The organism is Streptomyces sp. NPDC060209, from assembly GCF_042728155.1.
In the GTDB taxonomy this organism is placed as follows: Bacteria; Actinomycetota; Actinomycetes; order Streptomycetales; family Streptomycetaceae; genus Streptomyces.
Window position 1 is genome coordinate 1 of sequence record NZ_JBHWZS010000181.1, and the last position, 17249, is coordinate 17249.

At 69.3% G+C, this 17249-nt stretch carries 13 protein-coding genes and 3 pseudogenes; 7 read left to right on the plus strand and 9 right to left on the minus strand.

The features are described 5' to 3' along the window. Positions 1-154 precede the first annotated feature (154 nt). Positions 155-2248: a SpoIIE family protein phosphatase gene (locus ACFWFI_RS28205; RefSeq protein WP_387395328.1), complete on the minus strand. Its 2094-nt coding sequence runs from the start codon at positions 2246-2248 to the stop codon at positions 155-157. A 179-nt stretch (positions 2249-2427) separates the two neighbouring features. Here ACFWFI_RS28205 and ACFWFI_RS28210 point away from each other — a divergent pair, with 179 nt between their 5' ends. Next, positions 2428-3486 (plus strand): enoyl-CoA hydratase/isomerase family protein, encoded by a 1059-nt coding sequence (locus ACFWFI_RS28210; RefSeq protein WP_387395331.1) that lies wholly within the window; start codon positions 2428-2430, stop codon positions 3484-3486. On the opposite strand, the pseudogene ACFWFI_RS28215 reads toward ACFWFI_RS28210, so the two are convergent. The 4 genes and pseudogenes from ACFWFI_RS28215 to rhaI form a co-directional block, all read right to left on the minus strand. Next, positions 3466-3755 (minus strand): annotated as a pseudogene (locus tag ACFWFI_RS28215) (IS200/IS605 family accessory protein TnpB-related protein); the annotation flags it as partial. The gene ACFWFI_RS28210 and the pseudogene ACFWFI_RS28215 overlap by 21 nt on opposite strands. A 126-nt stretch (positions 3756-3881) precedes the next feature. Further along, entirely contained in the window at positions 3882-5363 is a 1482-nt protein-coding gene (locus ACFWFI_RS28220; RefSeq protein WP_387395333.1) for a rhamnulokinase, read from the minus strand. 82 nt (positions 5364-5445) lie between these two features. Then, entirely contained in the window at positions 5446-7491 is a 2046-nt protein-coding gene (locus ACFWFI_RS28225; RefSeq protein ID WP_387395336.1) for a bifunctional aldolase/short-chain dehydrogenase, read from the minus strand. Between the two features lie 68 nt (positions 7492-7559). Next, positions 7560-8726, minus strand: a complete 1167-nt coding sequence (gene rhaI, locus ACFWFI_RS28230; protein WP_387395338.1) for an L-rhamnose isomerase — start codon at positions 8724-8726, stop codon at positions 7560-7562. A 212-nt stretch (positions 8727-8938) separates the two neighbouring features. On the opposite strand from rhaI, the gene ACFWFI_RS28235 reads away from it, so the two are divergent. Beyond that, complete coding sequence (locus ACFWFI_RS28235) at positions 8939-9697, plus strand: ArsR/SmtB family transcription factor (RefSeq protein ID WP_387395340.1); 759 nt, start codon at positions 8939-8941, stop codon at positions 9695-9697. A 131-nt stretch (positions 9698-9828) separates the two neighbouring features. Here the strand turns inward: ACFWFI_RS28235 and ACFWFI_RS28240 are convergent, their stop codons facing one another. Continuing rightward, a complete protein-coding gene (locus tag ACFWFI_RS28240; RefSeq protein ID WP_387395342.1) occupies positions 9829-10056 on the minus strand; it encodes a hypothetical protein in 228 nt (75 codons plus the stop codon). Between the two features lie 86 nt (positions 10057-10142). After that, positions 10143-10622, minus strand: a complete 480-nt coding sequence (locus ACFWFI_RS28245) for a hypothetical protein (protein ID WP_387395345.1) — start codon at positions 10620-10622, stop codon at positions 10143-10145. A 129-nt stretch (positions 10623-10751) separates the two neighbouring features. Between ACFWFI_RS28245 and ACFWFI_RS28250 the strand changes: the two genes are divergently transcribed. Then, the gene (locus tag ACFWFI_RS28250; protein WP_387395347.1) at positions 10752-11612 is read left to right on the plus strand and encodes a pentapeptide repeat-containing protein; all 861 of its coding nucleotides are present in this window, start codon (positions 10752-10754) and stop codon (positions 11610-11612) included. A gap of 202 nt (positions 11613-11814) precedes the next feature. Continuing rightward, a pseudogene (locus ACFWFI_RS28255) lies at positions 11815-13271 on the plus strand (glycoside hydrolase family 76 protein). A gap of 92 nt (positions 13272-13363) precedes the next feature. Here the strand turns inward: ACFWFI_RS28255 and ACFWFI_RS28260 are convergent. Next, positions 13364-13699, minus strand: coding sequence for a hypothetical protein (locus tag ACFWFI_RS28260; protein ID WP_387395349.1), 336 nt, complete (start codon positions 13697-13699; stop codon positions 13364-13366). 248 nt (positions 13700-13947) lie between these two features. On the opposite strand from ACFWFI_RS28260, the gene ACFWFI_RS28265 reads away from it, so the two are divergent. After that, a complete protein-coding gene (locus tag ACFWFI_RS28265; protein WP_387395352.1) occupies positions 13948-14796 on the plus strand; it encodes a rhamnogalacturonan acetylesterase in 849 nt (282 codons plus the stop codon). A gap of 131 nt (positions 14797-14927) precedes the next feature. On the opposite strand, the gene ACFWFI_RS28270 is transcribed toward ACFWFI_RS28265, so the two are convergent. After that, on the minus strand, positions 14928-15473 hold the full coding sequence (locus ACFWFI_RS28270) for an SRPBCC family protein (protein WP_387395354.1): 546 nt from the start codon (positions 15471-15473) through the stop codon (positions 14928-14930). Positions 15474-15617: 144 nt separating this feature from the next. Here ACFWFI_RS28270 and ACFWFI_RS28275 point away from each other — a divergent pair, with 144 nt between their 5' ends. Next, on the plus strand, positions 15618-16958 hold the full coding sequence (locus ACFWFI_RS28275; protein ID WP_387395357.1) for a radical SAM protein: 1341 nt from the start codon (positions 15618-15620) through the stop codon (positions 16956-16958). Beyond that, positions 16945-17249, plus strand: a pseudogene (locus tag ACFWFI_RS28280) (short-chain dehydrogenase); the annotation flags it as partial. The gene ACFWFI_RS28275 and the pseudogene ACFWFI_RS28280, both read left to right, overlap by 14 nt.

A 17249-nucleotide genomic window follows, 5' to 3' on the forward strand; every position in this document is an offset into this window, starting at 1 on the left:
CCCCCGCGGCGTTCCCCCGCATCAACTCCGGTGTGGCGCGCCCCCGCGGCGTTCCCCCGCATCAACTCCGCTGTGGCGCGCCCCCGCGGCGTTCCACCACATCGACTCCGTTGCGGTGCCACCTCGTGTCGTCCCACCGCAGCCGCAGCCGGATTCAGGAGGCGGGGCCGATCTCGCACCAGACGGCTTTGCCCTCCCCCCGGGGCTCGATGCCCCAGCGTTCGGCGACCGCGTCGAGAAGCAGCAGACCGCGCCCGGAGGTCGACGTCTCGCCCGGAGTGCGGCGTCGCGGCCAGACACTCGAGCGGTCCTGGACCGACAGCCTGATGTGCCGAACGGGTTCCGGCAGCACCTCCAGCGTCAGCACCGCCCCGCCCTCGGTATGCAGCAGCACATTGACCAGCAACTCCCCGGTGACCAGCTCGGCATCGTCGGCCAGGCCGGCCAGGCCCCAGTCCGTCAGCGCCTGACGCACGATCGACCGGGCCTCCGAGAGTCCCTGCGGGTCCGCCTGATGGATGTACTGGTGCAGCCGGGGAGCCTGCGGCGACCCGAGATCCGGGCTGCGCCGCAGGACCAGCAGAGCCACGTCGTCACCCGAACCCCACCGCTCCCACAGCCGGTCCGACAAATGGTCCGCCAGCGCCTCGGCACCATCGGGCCCGTCGCTCACCTCGTGGATCAGCGCGGCGACACCCGTGTCGACATCGGCACCCGGTTCCTCGACGAGCCCATCGGTGTACAGGACGAGGGTCTCGCCGGGCACCAGGTCGAGACGGGTCTCCGGATACTCCTCGTCCCGGAAGTCCGAGGAGATCCCGAGTGGCAGACCCCCGCGCACCTGCGGCACACCGACCCGCCCGTCGGTGTGCCTGATCAGTGGCCCGAAGTGTCCGGCGCGCGCCACGCGCACCGCTCCCGTGGCGAGGTCCACCTGCGCGTACGTCGACGTCGCGAACCGGTCGGTGTCCAGCTCCGCGAGGAAGCGGGACGCCCGCGCGAGTACGGTCGCCGGGGGGTGCCCCTCGGCCGCGTACGCGCGAAGGGCGATCCGCAGCTGGCCCATGATCGCTGCGGCGTGGGTGTCGTGTCCCTGCACATCACCGACCGCGACGCCGATTCGGCCTCTCGGAAGTGTGATCACGTCGTACCAGTCGCCGCCGACCTCGCGCCCGCTCCACGCGGCGTGGTAGCGGACCGCGATCTCGCCGCCCTCGATCTCCTGGATGCGCCGGGGGAGCATCGCCGACTGGAGCCCGGTGGCGAATTCGCGTTCCTCGTCGAAGAGGATCGCCCGCTGCAGCGACTGGGCCACGATGGCGGCCAGCCCCAGACACAGGATCCTCTCGTCCGCGCTGAACGCCGTGCGTTCGCGGTAGAAGAGGGCGAGTCCGCCCAGTGAGCGCGCCTGAGCTATCAGCGGAAGGTACGCGACCGCACGGAACTTCAGCTCGCCGATGTGCGGTTCGAGCACCGGATAGCGCCGGATCAGTGAGCCGAGTGAGGTGATGAACCGAGGGCGCCCGCTGAGGATCGTGTCCCCGAGGGGGAGCGTCGCATCCAGCTGCCCCGAGCCCAGCCCCTCCAGAACCTCCACCGAGTCACCGCTCAGTGCGATGATCTTGAGGACGGAATTCTCCACCAGCCCCAGCGCCAGCCCGTCCGCACCGATCCCGACCAGGCCGCCCGGGCCCGTGAGCGCGGCGGTGACGTCGTCCACGGTCACCGCGCGTGACATCGCGGCGGTGGTGCGCTCGACGATGCTGGTCTGGCGGCGGCGCCGCTTTTCCAGATCCAGGACGAAGGCCGAATGGGTGACCTCGGCCGTCGCATCCCGCACCACACCGATGACACGGTGCGCCCGGCCGTCCTCGGACCGCAGGATCCGCGCCTGGACGTGCGTCCACTGGCGGGTCCCGTCCTCCAGGGGCACCTGGAAGTGGACGCTGTAGGAGCTGCTCCCGCCGGAGACCGCCTCGTCGATGGTGGTCTCCAGGCGCGCCCGGTCCGTCACGTCCAGCCGGTCGAACACAGCCGACGGCGACTCCTCCAGGCTCGCGGAATCCAGGCCGAAGACCAGCAGCCCGGCTTCGTCGACGTCCACGGTCCGGGCGTCCAGATCCCACTCGAAGCTGCCGGTCCGGTTCAGGGCGAGGCGCTCAGCAGTCCCCGTCTCGCCGGCGCGTCGCCGTACGAGCGGGAGCCGCCATGCTGCGTCGTCGTCTGCTCGCCGTGAAGAGTCGGTCATGCCTGCTCCGGAGGTCGTCCGGCGGGGCTGCTGGACGTCGCGGCCCGTAGATCTCAATTGTCGAGCCCGTGATGCGGGAGTGCCACAGCGGTATCAGCAGGAGACCCGGCGCCGGAGCCCCGTGACACCCGTCGCAGAATGGCACCCAGAGATCGTCCACGGCTGACCGGAGCGCACACATGAACCATGACGAGCCCGTCCTGCTGCACACCGAGGGCCACATCCTGCACATCACCCTCAACCGGCCGCGGGCCCTGAACGCGCTCACCCACACCATGGTGCGCGGAATCGACGAAGCTCTCACCCGGGCCGCGGACGACGACGCGGTCACCGCCGTCGTGATCGGCGGAGCCGGTGGTCGGGGCCTCTGCGCGGGCGGCGACATCCGGTCGATCTACGAGGACGCCCGCGCGGGCCGTCGTGCCTCCGTGGACTTCTGGCGTGACGAGTACCGCCTCAACGCCCGGATCGCCCGATTCCCGAAGCCGTACGTGGCCCTCATGGACGGCATCGTGATGGGCGGAGGGGTGGGCGTATCGGCCCACGGCGACGTGCGTATCGTCACCGAGCGTTCACGTGTCGCGATGCCCGAAACCGGCATCGGCTTCGTTCCCGATGTGGGGGGCACCTACCTGCTGGCCGCGGCACCGGGCGAGCTCGGCACCCACCTCGCACTCACCGGCCGGGCGGTCGAGGCGGCCGATGCCATCATGTGCGGGCTGGCGGACCACTTCGTCCCGTCTCACCGCCTAGCCGACCTCACCACCGAGCTCGCGCGTAGCGCGACACCTGCCGAGGTCACGGACACCGTGCTGCGGTACGCGACCGACGCGCCGGAAGGGGAACTGGCCGCGCACCGCGTGTGGATCGACGACTGCTACGCCGCCGACACCGTCGAGGAGATCATCGACCGGCTGGTGAACAGCGGCGAGCCCGCAGCGAAGGAGACCGCCGCCGCGCTCCTCACCGCATCACCGACCGCGCTCAAGGTCACTCTGGCCGCCGTACGCCGTGCCGGGCGGCTCAGCACTCTCGAAGCCGCCCTCGACCAGGAGTTCCGTGTCTCCTGCCGGGCCTTCACCGGACATGACCTGATGGAGGGCGTACGTGCCCGGATCATCGACAAGGACCGCACCCCGCGATGGAGCCCCGCCGAGACCGGTGACGTCACCGCCGCCGAGGTCGCCCGCCACTTCGAGCCGCTCGGCGACCAGGAACTGGGCCTGTCCGCGATCTGACCGTCCGGCCCGGGCGGTCCGATGCCCCGCACGATCTCTCCGGTCGTGTGGCGGCGGTGCCGTCCGTCGCCGGATCGGGTGTCCGAGGGAGAGTCGCCCGACAGCGATACCGGCGGCATCGTGACGGGACATTCGGCGTGCGGGGTGACCAGCGGCTTCTGCCAGTGCTGCCCACCCCACATCGAGGTGCGAGCGGGGTCGACTGCGATGCTCACCGGGCCCTGTTCGGCGGCCATGGAGACCAGCCGGGCCCTGAGTTTCCCGGTCGGGCCCGTGGCTGAGCTTCCTGGACTTCGTCCGGAGCCCGCGGACGCGCTTCCTGGATCCCGCCGGCCGTGCGCGAGACCCCCGTGGGCCCAGCCTCCCGCGCCGGCGGAGAGCCCCGGGGGCTCCGGCTATACGCGTGCCGCCAGCCGGTCCGCGGCCCGGTCCCAGGCCCCCGGATCGCCCTGCGGTGTGTAGTGGCGCAGTTCCTGGGTTCGTGCGACCAGGCCTCGCATCTCCGTCAGCCCGCCCACCAGCCCGTGGGCCCGCGCCTGGAGCAGCACATTGCCGAGCGCGGTGGCCTCCGCGGGCCCCGCGGTGACCGGCAGACCGGTGGCGTCGGCGGTCCACTGGCACAGGAGCTCGTTGCGCGAACCGCCGCCGACCAGATGGATCCGTGTCAGCTCCCTGCCCGCGAGCTCCGCAGCCTCGCGCAGTGTCCTGCGATGGGCCAGCGCCAGGCTCTCCAGGACGCACCGCACATATCCGCCGGGGCCCTCCGGGGCCGCCTGTCCGGTCCGGACGAGGGCGGTGTCGATCCGGGACGGCATGTCACCCGGTGCCAGGAACACCGGATCGTCCGGGTCGATCACGGCGGCGAACGGCCGGGCACGGGCCGCGTCCGCGAGAAGACCCGCGAGGCTCGTCGACGTACCGTCGTGCTCCCACGTGCGACGGCACTCCTCCAGCAGCCACATCCCCATGATGTTGCGGAGATAGCGCACCGTGCCGTCCACGCCGCGTTCGTTGGTGAAGTTCGCGGCCCTCGACTCCTCCGTCAGCACCGGCGCGTCCAGTTCGAGACCGGCCAACGACCAGGTACCGCACGACACGTACGCGAACCCCGGTTCGGTGGCGGGGACCGCGGCCACGGCCGACGCGGTGTCGTGCGAGGCAACGGTCGTCACCGGCGTGTCCCCGGGAAGACCGGTGAACCCTGCCACGTGCGGGAGCAGGGTGCCCGCACGCGCGCCCGGTTCGCGCAAGGCGGGGAACAGCGAACGGTTCAGCCCCAGCCGCTCCATCAGCGCATCGGACCAGCCGCCGGTACGCGCGTCGAACAGACCGGTCGTCGACGCGTTGGTCACCTCCGCACCGACCGACCCCGTCAGCCAGTACACCAGCAGATCGGGCATCAGCAGCAGCGTCCGGGCCGTCGGCCACTGAGCCGTGGAACGGTGGGCGGCCAGCTGGAAGACCGTGTTGAACGGCAGATGCTGCAGTCCGCCGATGTCGTACAGCTCCTGCGCGTCGAAGCGGGCCATGACCTCCTCGGCAGCGGCGGCGTTACGCCCGTCGCGGTAGTGGAACGGAAGGCCGAGGAGTGACCCGTCGGAGTCCAGGAGGCCGTAGTCCACGGCCCAGGTGTCGATTCCCACGGAGGCGACGGGGCCACTGCGCGCCGCCACGCGCAGCCCGTCCAGCATGCCCTGGTACAGGGCGAGTACGTCCCAGTGGAGCCCGTCGGGGAGCCGGACCGGCGTATTGGCGAAGCGGTGCGCCTCGGTCAGCACCAGTTCGTCGGCGCCGACCCTGCCGGTGATCACCCGGCCGCTGGTGGCGCCCAGGTCCACCGCGGCGAACACCGGGTCGTGTCGTGAAGTCGCAGGCATGGAAAATCTCATCCGATCCGGGCGAAGCCGCGCCCCGGTCTTTCAAGGAACAGCGTCCGGGGCGCGGCAGGGTGGCACATGGTCAGCGCAGGAACGCCGCTGCCACTCCGGCGTCGACGGGAATGTGGAGGCCGGTGGTGTGGGTGAGGTCCCCACCTGTCAGTGCGTAGACGGCGTTGGCGACATGCTCCGGGAGCACCTCCCGCTTGAGGATCGTACGTTGGGCATAGAACTCTCCCAGCTTCTCCTCCTCGATGCCGTACGTCGCCGCGCGCTGGGCTCCCCAGCCCGCGGCGAAGATGCCGGAGCCACGCACGACCCCGTCCGGGTTGACTCCGTTGACCCGGATCCCGTGCTCGCCGAGCTCGGCCGCCAGCAGGCGCACCTGGTGCGCCTGGTCGGCCTTGGTGGCCGAGTACGCGATGTTGTTCGGGCCCGCGAACACGGCGTTCTTGGACGCGATGTAGATGATGTCGCCGCCGAGATTCTGGGCCTGCATCACCCGCGCCGCCTCGCGGGACACCAGGAACGAACCGCGCGCCATGATGTCGTGCTGGAGGTCCCAGTCCCGGGCGGAAGTCTCCAGCAGAGGCTTGGAGATGGAGATCCCGGCGTTGTTCACGACCAGGTCCACGCCGCCGAAGGCCAGTGCGGCGGCCTTGAACGCATCGACGATCTGCTCCTCGGACGTGACGTCCACCGTCACCGCGACGGCCTTGTCCGGACCGCCGAGCTCCTCGGCGACAGCCGCCGCGTTCACGGTGTTCAGGTCCGCGACGACGACACACGCGCCCTCCGCGACGAGCCGGTGCGCGATGGCCTTGCCGATGCCCGACCCGGCGCCGGTGACGAGCGCGACCCGCGTGGCCAGTGCCTTCGGCTTCGGCATCCGCCGGAGCTTGGCCTCCTCCAGCTCCCAGTACTCGATGCGGAACTTCTCGGACTCCTCGATCGGCGCATACGTGGAGACGGCCTCGGCGCCGCGCATCACATTGATGGCGTTGAGGTAGAACTCCCCGGCGACCCGGGCGGTCTGCTTGTCCTTGCCGAACGAGAACATGCCGACACCGGGCACCAGCACGATCGCCGGGTCCGCTCCGCGCATCGCGGGCGAGTCGGGTGCCGCATGGCGTTCGTAGTACGCGCGGTACGCCGCCCGGTACTCCTCGTGGAGCGCGCCGAGCCGGGCCACCGCCTCCTCCAGCGGTGCGTCGGCCGGCAGATCGAGGACCAGGGGGCTGACCTTCGTACGGAGGAAGTGGTCCGGGCAGGACGTGCCGAGAGCGGCGAGACGGGGGTGTTCGGCGCGCGAGAGGAAGTCCAGTACGGGCGCCGCGTCGGTGAAGTGCCCCACCTGGGGGCGGTCCGTGGACGCCAGCCCGCGGATCACCGGAGCGAGGGCCGCGGCCCGCTCCCGGCGCGCCTCCTCGTCCAGGGCCTCCCGGCCCGGGAGGACGGCACCGAAGGGCTCGGCCCTACCGTGCTCCTCGAGGAACGTCTCCGCGGTACGGATCATCCAGAGGGCGTTGCGCTCACACTCCTCGGAGGTGTCGCCCCAGGCGGTGATGCCGTGACCGCCCAGGATCACACCGACCGCCTGCGGATTGGCCTCCTTGACGGCGGCGATGTCGAGTCCCAGCTGGAAGCCGGGCCGGCGCCAGCCGACCCAGGCCACCTTGTCGCCGAAGCACTCGGCGGTCAGTTTCTCGCCGTCGGCCGCGCACGCCAGCGCGATCCCGGAGTCCGGGTGCAGATGGTCGACATGCGCGGCCTCGACCAGGGCGTGCATCGCGGTGTCGATCGACGGGGCGGCGCCCCCCTTGCCGTGCAGGCAGTAGTCGAACGCGGAGACCATCTCGTCCTCGCGCTCCACCCCCGGGTACACGTCCTTGAGCGCTCGCACCCGGTCCAGTCGCAGCACGGCGAGACCGGCCTCGGTCAGCGTGCCGAGGTCGCCGCCCGAGCCCTTGACCCAGAGGAGTTCGGCCTCGCCACCGGTGACCGGGTCGGTCTCCGTCGCCTTGGCCGAGGCGTTGCCACCGGCGTAGTTGGTGTTGCGGGGGTCGGAGCCGATCCGGTGGGCGCGCTCCAGGAGCGCGGCGACTTCGGCGTGCGTCGCGGACGTCATGAGGGTTCCTTCGAGAAGAGGGGGCGGGCGGGTGCGGCTGGGCGTATGAAGGCGCGGGGGAGCGGGGCTCAGGCGCCCCAGCCCGCCTGCTCTCCGCCGACGCGGTCGGCGGCGATGCGCTCCTGGTTGCCGGAGGCGAGGTAGGCCGCGAACGGGTCCCGTGCCAGACCGAGTTCCTCGCGGACCTCGGCGAGCAGCGGCCGTACGTCCGTGTTGAACGCGTCCATGAGCACTCCGTTGGATGCGAGGACATCGCCCGAGCGCTGAGCCTCTGCCAATGCCTCGGCGTCGATCAGCAGTGCCTTCGCGGTCGCCTCCTGGACATTGGTGACCGAGCGGATGACGGCCGGGATCTTGGCCTCGATGTTGTGGCACTGGTCGAGCATGAAGTTGACGTTGGTCTCGGCCTCGAGGCCGCCGTTCTTGACCACCTCATGCATGATCCGGAACAGCTGGAACGGGTCGGCGGCTCCCGCCATCAGGTCGTCGTCGGCGTAGAAACGGGAGTTGAAGTCGAACGCGCCGAGCTTCCCCTCACGCAGCAGGAAGGCCACGATGAACTCGATATTGGTGCCCGGTGCGTGATGGCCGGTGTCGACGACGACCTGGGCCTTGGGCCCGAGCTTGAGGCAATGGGCGTACGAGGTGCCCCAGTCCGGGACGTCGGTGGTGTAGAACGCGGGCTCGAAGAGCTTGTACTCCAACAGCATCCGCTGGTCGTCGCCGAGCCGCTCGTAGACCTCGGCGAGCGCCTCCGCCAAGCGGTCCTGGCGGCCCACGATGTCGTCCTGGCCCGGGTAGTTGGTGCCGTCCGAGAACCACAGTTTGAGGTCGGGCGAGCCGGTGGCGTCCATGATGTCGACGCACTCGAGCAGGTGATCGGTGGCCTTGCGGCGGACCTTCGGGTCCGGGTGGGTCACCGAGCCCAGCTTGAAGTCGTCGTCCTGGAAGACATTGGAGTTGATCGCACCGATCCGTAGCCCGAGCTCTTCGGCGTACCGGGTCAGTGCCGTGTAGTCCTCCACCCTGTCCCACGGAATGTGCAGCGACACCTTCGGGGCGACCCCGGTGTGGGCGTGCACCTGCGCCGCGTCCGCCAGCTTCTCGAACGGGTCGCGCGGGACACCGGGCTGGGCGAAAACCTTGAAACGGGTTCCGGAGTTGCCGTAACCCCAGGAGGGCGTCTCGATGACCTGAGACTTCAGAGCTGCCTTGACGGCCGACACATCAGACATGAACACCTCGTAAGCAGAGTCATCCGGCGACCGGTCAGGATCGGGGATGTGAATCGTTTCATCCGGAACGTACGCTAGGTTTGGGCACTGCTGCTCGTCAAGCAGCTAGTCAAGTTTCTTCTGGATTTGAATCAATTCATCGCCTCCCGTGAACGGCTTCCCGTCAATCTGCCGCATTGACAGGTGACCAAAAGGTCACATATCTTGGCTGTATGGACGCGGTGTTCAAAGCTCTGGCCGACCCGACGCGGCGCAGTCTGCTCGACGAGCTGTTCCGTGAAGACGGGCAGACACTGAGTGCGCTGGAGGCTCGCTTCGAGATCACGCGGTTCGCGGTGATGAAGCACCTCAAACTGCTGGAGGCGGCGGGCCTGGTCGTCACGCGACGGCGGGGGCGGGAGAAGCTCCACTTCCTGAACCCGGTGCCCATCCGGCTCGTCCACGACCGGTGGGTGAGCAAGTACGCCGAGCCCTGGGCAGCCGGGCTCAGCGACCTCAAGAGCCGACTGGAGAATCCCATGGAGAAGGTCTTCGAGATCTACATCCGCACCACTCCCGAGCGTCTCTGGGAGGCGATTACCGATCCTGAGATCAGAAGCAAGTACAACTTCGGCGCCCGTGTCACTTCGGACTGGACCCAGGGCTCACGCTTCGAGATGAGCGCTCCCGGCGCTCCCGGCCCGCTGGGCGAGGGGCACAATCTGGAGGTCGACCCGCCGCGCAAGCTCGTCCAGAGCATGGTGGCGCTCTGGAGCGACGAGGTGAGGAGCGAGGGGCCGACCCGCATCACCTGGGAGATCGAGCCCATCGGCGACTCCTGCCGGCTGACCGTCACCCACGACGAACTCCGCGAGGGTGCCAACGAGGAGCTGTACGGCGGTTGGCCGATGATCCTCTCCGGCCTGAAGACCTGGCTGGAGACCGGGGAGCTGCTCACCACTCCCGGCTCGCTCATGTACAGCGAGCAGTAGCCGACGGCCCTCCCCGGTGGGTGACTCCGAGGGGCGCCCGGCCACACAGCCGGACGCCCCATCCCAGGAGCGAGACACCCGACGCGACCGGGGCCGGTCGGCGGCCGGAGACCGGTAGCGATCGGAACCTGTCAGCGATCGGAACCCGTCAGGCTCGGCTGAAGCTTCCGTACGAGAGCGAAGAGCCTGTCCTCGTTGCCCGCGAGGCCGGCGCTCCGCAGAGCCTCGTCGGCCTCCTCGATCGGGGAGGCGAGCAACGGCATGTACAGAGGGGCTTCGGCCGGGTCGGCGAGCGCGGCGCGCGTGGCAGCCAGTAAACGGACGTACGCCTGGGCCGCGGCGATTTCGGCTTGGTGCATGTCAGCATCTCCCGGTCAGAGGTGTCGGACCGTCAAGCATCCCTCATGGGTCTGACAACGCCCTCGCGGCGGCTGCGGAAGACTCCTCAGGAACGGGCCGCGGGCGGTGGTTCGACCTCGATGAAGCGCCGTCGGCGCGGCCCGCGGTACAGCAGCGCCGTCCAGCCCAGCCGCCGCAGCACCGTGACACACCGGGTCAGTGCCTCCTCCTCGTCGTGTGCCGCTCCACTGCCCGGCGGGCCGGCCCACTCGACCCGTACCGATCCGGGCGCCCCGCCCTCGCACACGCGGTAGCCCGAGGCGGTCCGCTCCCCGGACACGCCGACCGCCGACGGGGGTATCCCGGCGGCCTCCAGCGCCAATGCCACGGCGCGGAGCGGCCGGTGCAGCTCCCACGGAGCCGGAACACCCTCCGGATCGGCGCCGTCCGCACGGGTCAGCCGTCTGATCTGAAGCATCCCTTCGAAGGCGGTCCGTACCTCCGCGGCACGCGCCCCGGCGGCTTCCGGGATCGCGGGTCCGTCGCCGGTCGCGGGCTCGAATCCCCTCTCCTGCGACGCGCTCACGTCATGCCCCCTTCACCGGTGCAGAGTTCTGCGGCCAAGTGTGCGCCCGCCCACTGACAGAGGCCGCCCCGTCGGCTCCGTACACGCCCGTAAGCTTGGCGGATACCGTACACAGGAGGAATCAGGCACGTGCCCGACGACGACCCGACCCCCGTACCGTTGACCCAACGGGCCGCGCTGCGCGCCGACTGCACGAACTGCTTCGGACTCTGCTGTGTCGCGCTTACGCTGACCGCGTCGGCGGACTTCGCGATCAACAAGGACGCGGGGACCCCCTGTCCCAATCTGGCGGACGACTTCCGCTGCGGCATCCACAACCGGCTGCGGCCCGAAGGCTTCTCCGGCTGCACCGTGTACGACTGCTTCGGCGCCGGCCAGAAGGTCTCGCAAGAAACCTATGGCGGCCACGACTGGCGGTCGGCCGCGGACACCGCGCAGCAGATGTTCCAGGTCTTTCCCGTGATGAGGCAGCTCCACGAACTGCTCTGGTACCTGACCGAAGCCCTCACTCTGCCGGCTGCGGAGCGCATGCACGCCGACCTCCGCGACGCCCTCGGCACCACCGAACACCTCACCAACCTGCCCGCCGACGAACTCGCGGATCTGGACGTGTCCGCACACCGCGACAGGGTCGCCGCCCTGCTGCTGCGCGCCGGTGAACTCGAGCGCGCCACGGTTCCCCGGCGCAGGAAGCGCAGCCAACGGGGTGCCGACCTCATCGGAGCCAGGCTCAAAGGCGCCGACCTGCGCGGAGCCGAACTCCGGGGGGCGTACCTGATCGCTGCCGACCTGCGCGGAGCGGATCTGCGCCGGGCGGAGCTCATCGGCGCCGACTTCCGTGACGCCGACCTGTCCGACGCCGACCTCACCGGCGCTCTCTTCCTCACCCAGGCACAGCTGAACGCGGCGAAGGGGAACACCGCCACGAAGCTGCCGGATTCCCTGACCCGGCCTGCGCACTGGGCGGCGGGCAGGCCCGGCACAGCCTGAGCAGCCGGCGGTATCGGCCCCGGCACCGCGAGGTCCTGGAAACGTGCGCGTTCCCAGCCGGACGGCGTGCGGTTCCGCCTCCTTTCCCCGACGCGGATGCATTGACATGTACTTGATAATCGGGTCGGCTGGCAGGTGACGGTTCCGTGCGCGAAACGGACCGGTGCCGGAGGGTTCCCCACACCTTCAAGGAGATGTCCGCATGTCCGTATCCCCAAGAGGCTGGACAGCGGTCGCGCTGTCACTCCTTCCCTCCCTGCTCCTCACCGCTTTGCCGGTGTCTGCCGCGCAAAGCGGGTCGGCTGCGGCGGCGGAGGTCTGCAACAAGCAGTGCGACGCCCGCGACCCCGCCGCGGCGACTTCCGAACGCGTTCCCGTAGTCAGTGCCGTCTACGGACGCACCATCCGACTGCATGTCTCAGACAACGATGTCATGGGTTGGGCCTCGATCGACGACGGCGACGCGGGCGACGAGGTCTGGCTGGACCGGAGCTTCGACGGCGGCCGGACTTGGGCGTCGGGCAGCAGGCTCGGTGCGACGAAGACCCCCTCGGGCTCGCGCGGCCAACGGACCCAGATGTACAACGTGGACGACTGGAACACCGCCGGCGTCGGGGCGCTGCGGGCGTGCGGCAAGGCCGGCGACCGCTCGGAGATCAGCTGCACCGGCTGGGCCCGCACGGACTGGAACGCCTGGAGCCGGGGCACCGCCGCCGCGACCGCGCTGATGATGTCGTACGACCGGGGCACCGGCCTCTTCGGCGGTAACGGCTGGTGGACGGGTGCCAACGCGCTGACGGCCGTCCTGGACAACGCGCGCGTGAGCGGGATGCCGAGCTACCGGTACGCGATCGCCTCGACGTACGACAAGAACATCGGTGCCCAGGGCGGCAACTTCACCAACGACTACCTGGACGACACCGGCTGGTGGGGTCTGGCGTGGATCGCCGCGTACGACGCGACCGGCGACACGCGGTACCTGGACACGGCGCGTGCCGATGCGGACCACATGAACGCCTACTGGACCGGCACCTGCGGCGGCGGAGTGCTGTGGAACGAGACGAAGACCTACAAGAACGCGATCACCAACGAATTGTTCCTCCAGCTCAACGCGGCACTCCACAACAGGATTTCCGGCGACAGTGTCTATCTGGAACGGGCGAAGAAGGAATGGTCGTGGTTCCAGCAGAGCGGATGATCAATGGTGACCACATGATCAACGACGGTCTCACCGACGCGTGCGCCAACAACGGTCAGACCACGTGGACGTACAACCAGGGCGTCGTGCTCGGTGGTCTCAGCGAGTTGCACCGGGCCACGGGTGACGACGGTCTGCTGACTGTCGCCCGTCAGCTGGCCGACGCGTCCACCACACGGCTCCAGACGGACGGCGTACTGCGCGAACCGGGGGAGTCCGACGACTGTACCGGCGACGGCCCTTCCTTCAAGGGTGCGTACGTCCGTGGTCTCGGCAGGCTCGACGCCCAGCTGGCGGACCACCCCTACGCCGCGACGCTGGACCGGTGGGCCGACGCCGCCTACTCCAGGAATCGCAATTCCCTCGACCAGTACGGTCCGCATTGGAACGGCGGCAACGGTGTGAGCGACTACGGCTGCCAGCAGAGCGTGCTCGATCTGCTCAACGCGGCGGGCCAGTAGGGACCGGCGTGCACCGCGGGCTTCTCGGAGGCGGTCTGCGGCGCACTGCGCTCGGCATTCGGCTTCACGAAGTCGCCGGACCGACCTGAGGATCAGTCGCCGACGAACCACAGATAGCTGCCGGGCGTGCGTGAACATGCCTGCAGCATCTCCATGAGGTCGCGAACGGCGGCCGTTCGGGGCTCGCTTGGATGGTTCCGAGACAGGGCGGGCGCCCGGAGCAGCGCGGCTTCCGCCTGCTGCCCGTCGAACAGAGTGTCTCCGTACGCATCCACCCGGGCAAGACTGCCGTGTTCGGCCTCAGTCGTGTTGAGCAACGTCTCGGCCAGCGCATCACCGTGGTCGTACGACCCACGGATCAAGGTTGCCCTGGACCGGTCCCAGTCAAGGGCCGGCCGCTCCGCGTGCAGCTCCAGTTCGATGCCCATGACGACTTCCCTCCCAGGCCGGCAGGGAGCCTCGACCAGTGAGCGAACAGTACATGCGGGCCTGGTACGCCCCGATCCCCGCCGGGACGCCCAGCAGCGGAAGGGTCCTGCTGGGGGCCTTCCCAAACGTGTCCAGCTCCGTCCCGCGCACCAAATCACCCGCCCGGGTTCAATCCCCCGGCAACCTTTCCCTCGTCTGCTGCCACTGCTTTCCGTCGATTCCTGAAATCTCCTGCAGAGAAGGTCAGATGAGCCGTACAGCCGTGGTCAGTGACATCAGCCGCAGGCACGTCCTCCTCGGTGCCGCGGGCGCGCTCGGCGCCGGCGTCCTAGGTGCGCTGGGCGTTCCCGACAGCGCGTTCGCCGCCCCCTCCACCGCCATCTCCGGGAGCGCCGCGGCGGCGACCGGCACCCTTTACATCGCGAGTGACTCCACCGCTCAGACGTACAGCTCCGGCTACTACCCGCAGGCCGGTTGGGGGCAGAAGTTGTCCTCGTACTTCACCTCGAACGTCGCCGTTGCCAATCGTGCCATCGGCGGCCGCAGTTCGCGCTCCTTCATCGAGCAGGGGCGGCTGGCCGCGATTCACGAGGTGATCAAGCCCGGCGACTACCTCTTCGTCCAGTTCGGGCACAACGACGCGACCGTCGGCAACGCCGAGCGGTACACGCCGCCCGCCGACTACAAGGAGTACCTGCGAAACGACTACATACGCGCGACCCGGGCGCTGGGAGCGACACCGGTCGTGGTGACTCCGGTATCGCGGCGCTCCTACAACGCGTCCACCGGGAAGTTCAACGTCTCCTTCCCGGCGTACGTGGACGCCGCGAAGGCGGTGGCACAGGAGGAGAGCGCGGCGCTGGTCGACCTTTCGGCGGCCAGCCGTGCCCGTCTTGACGAGATCGGTGTGGAGGCGTCCAAGGGGGTCTTCCTGTGGCTGGGCGCCGGGCAGTACCCGAACTTCCCCAATGGTGTCCAGGACGACACCCACTTCCAGGAGCGGGGCGCCGTCGAGATGGCCCGCCTCGTCTCCCGGGCCGTGGCGGGGCTGGGGCTGCCCCTCTCGGGTGAGGTGGTGCCTATGGCAGCACGCTGACCGCTCCCGTGCACGCCGGGCATCCACGGCGACGCTGTCGGCTTCACCCGCTTACGCCCGCCCTCCGAGAGCAGGGTTCTTCTCCGAGGCTCAGCGTGTCTGTACGCGCAAGTCCCGCCCGGCCTCACGCCTCACCCACGGCGCGGCCCGTTCTCCACACGGTCGGTCTCCTCCGAGCCGTCCTGCTCCAGCGCAGCCTTGAGGCGCTCCAGCGTGGTCCGGATGTTCCCGCGCTGGAACTCCGCGAACGTATGTCCACGCGTCGCGACCCGGTCGAAGGCGTTGGCGAGGAAGTCGGGCCACGCCCGCCGGTTGTCCGTCCAGGTCTCCGTGACGCGGGTGAAGCCGTCGACCGCCTCGAAGCGGTACTCCCACAGTGCGATGGCACCCGGAAGTCGTGGGCGCCGCACCCCGATCGCGTGGACGCGAAAGGCGAACCGCTCGCCCGGGTCGGCAGCCGTCACCGTGCACCTGGTCGTCCATCGGAAGGAGCCGCGCTTGTTGCGCCCTTCGAAGACCATGCCGACATGGGCCCCTCGGCGCTCCCCGAGTATCCTCGCGCCCCGGTTCTCGGGACTCCAGCGTCCCATCGCGGTGGGGTCGCTCAGCTCTTCGTACACGGCCGACGGCGACACCCGGATCAGGATGCTGTCCGATACGGACATGGTGCGGGGCATGAGAGGTCTCCTTGTTCTCGGCCGGCCGGGGGAATTCCACTCAAGCCGGACGGATCATGTGCGAACGGTCGGCGCTACTGGTTCGTTGGACAGTGTGGCGTACACGCAACAGCGTTCAGGACACCGGACCCGAGGAGCCCGCACATGCCAAGCCCCAGCGAACCAGGCCCCACCCGTTCCACCACCGGCGAGCGGACGCGTCTGGTGGAGCAACTCATGGAGCGGTTCCCCCACGTGCCGAGAGAGGCCGTCCTCAAGGAGGACCTGCTTCGCGGCGGCATGGCGTTCGACGACTCCGCGCTCAGTGACAACGAGCACGGGGACATCAAACCCAAGTCGTATTTCATCTTCTCCTTCGACCACAGCACGCTGCCCGAGCTGGGAGCCGCCGCATTGCGCCGCCCGCCCGAGGAGATCGTGCTCACCGGAGGCCCCTACGACCTCCGCCGGACGGTGGTGTCGGTGCGGGTCAACCCCGCCTCGCCGTACCGGGTGGCAGCCGGACCCGACGGTGTCCTCGGCCTGTATCTCGACGGGATCCGGATCTCCGACGTAGGCCTGCCCCCGATGCCGGAGTACTACCGTCACACCCTCGCCAACGGCAAGTCCGTCATGGAGGTGGCGCCCACCATCCAGTGGGGCTATCTGATCTACCTCACGGTCTTCCGCGTCTGCCAGTACTTCGGTGCCAAGGAGGAGTGCCAGTACTGCGACATCAACCACAACTGGCGCCAGCACAAGGCGGCGGGCCGCCCCTACACGGGCGTGAAGGACGTGGAGGAGGTCCTGGAGGCGCTCGAGATCATCGACAGCCACGACACCGCGCGGACGACCACCGCCTACACACTCACCGGTGGCGCCATCACCTCGCACATCCAGGGCCGGGACGAGGCCGACTTCTACGGGCAGTACGCCAAGGCCATCGAGGAGCGCTTCCCCGGGCGCTGGACCGGCAAGGTCGTCGCCCAGGCGCTTCCCAAGGCCGACGTCCAGCGCTTCCACGACTACGGCGTGCAGATCTACCACCCCAACTACGAGGTGTGGGACCGCCGTCTGTTCGAGCTGTACTGCCCGGGCAAGGAACGCTACGTGGGCCGCGACGAGTGGCACCGCCGGATCCTCGATTCAGCCGATGTCTTCGGCGCCCGTAACGTGATCCCCAACTTCGTCGCGGGAGTGGAGATGGCCGAGCCCTTCGGTTTCACGACCGTCGACGAAGCCATCGCGTCGACCACCGAAGGCCTGCGCTTCTTCATGTCGCACGGCATCACCCCGCGCTTCACCACGTGGTGCCCCGAGCCCACGACACCCCTGGGGAAGACCAACCCTGACGGTGCGCCGCTCGAATACCACATCAGGCTGCTCGACGCCTACCGCTCGACCATGGAGGAGTACGGCCTGTCCTCGCCGCCCGGATACGGCCCCGCGGGCGCGGGTCGTGCCGTGTTCTCCGTCAGTTCATTCATGGACAGCCTCCCTGCGTGAGATGGCGCTGATCAATGTGCTCGGCCCCGCCCTGCTGATCAGGGCGGCGCTGCCCGCGCTGCGCGAGACGCGTGGGCGGGTCGTCCTGATCGGCAGTGTCGCCGGCTTCGTCCATACGCCGGGCGACATCTACGGTGCGAGACGCCCTTCCGGGACGGGCTCGGCAGCCTCCCCGACGGCTTGCTGCTGACGGCTGACCAGATCGCCGACTCCATCGTGTGGGCCATCGGGCAGCCGGAGGGCGTCGACGTCAACACCGTCGTCATCCGCCCCGTCGGACAACCCGTCTGA

Bases quoted from the DNA above. Each gene is read 5' to 3' on its own strand.
- ACFWFI_RS28205 (WP_387395328.1), bottom strand. From the start codon at position 2,248: ATGACCGACTCTTCACGGCGAGCAGACGACGACGCAGCATGGCGGCTC.
- ACFWFI_RS28210 (WP_387395331.1), top strand. From the start codon at position 2,428: ATGAACCATGACGAGCCCGTCCTGCTGCACACCGAGGGCCACATCCTG.
- ACFWFI_RS28220 (WP_387395333.1), bottom strand. From the start codon at position 5,363: ATGCCTGCGACTTCACGACACGACCCGGTGTTCGCCGCGGTGGACCTG.
- ACFWFI_RS28225 (WP_387395336.1), bottom strand. From the start codon at position 7,491: ATGACGTCCGCGACGCACGCCGAAGTCGCCGCGCTCCTGGAGCGCGCC.
- rhaI (WP_387395338.1), bottom strand. From the start codon at position 8,726: ATGTCTGATGTGTCGGCCGTCAAGGCAGCTCTGAAGTCTCAGGTCATC.
- ACFWFI_RS28235 (WP_387395340.1), top strand. From the start codon at position 8,939: ATGGACGCGGTGTTCAAAGCTCTGGCCGACCCGACGCGGCGCAGTCTG.
- ACFWFI_RS28240 (WP_387395342.1), bottom strand. From the start codon at position 10,056: ATGCACCAAGCCGAAATCGCCGCGGCCCAGGCGTACGTCCGTTTACTG.
- ACFWFI_RS28260 (WP_387395349.1), bottom strand. From the start codon at position 13,699: ATGGGCATCGAACTGGAGCTGCACGCGGAGCGGCCGGCCCTTGACTGG.
- ACFWFI_RS28265 (WP_387395352.1), top strand. From the start codon at position 13,948: ATGAGCCGTACAGCCGTGGTCAGTGACATCAGCCGCAGGCACGTCCTC.
- ACFWFI_RS28270 (WP_387395354.1), bottom strand. From the start codon at position 15,473: ATGCCCCGCACCATGTCCGTATCGGACAGCATCCTGATCCGGGTGTCG.
- ACFWFI_RS28275 (WP_387395357.1), top strand. From the start codon at position 15,618: ATGCCAAGCCCCAGCGAACCAGGCCCCACCCGTTCCACCACCGGCGAG.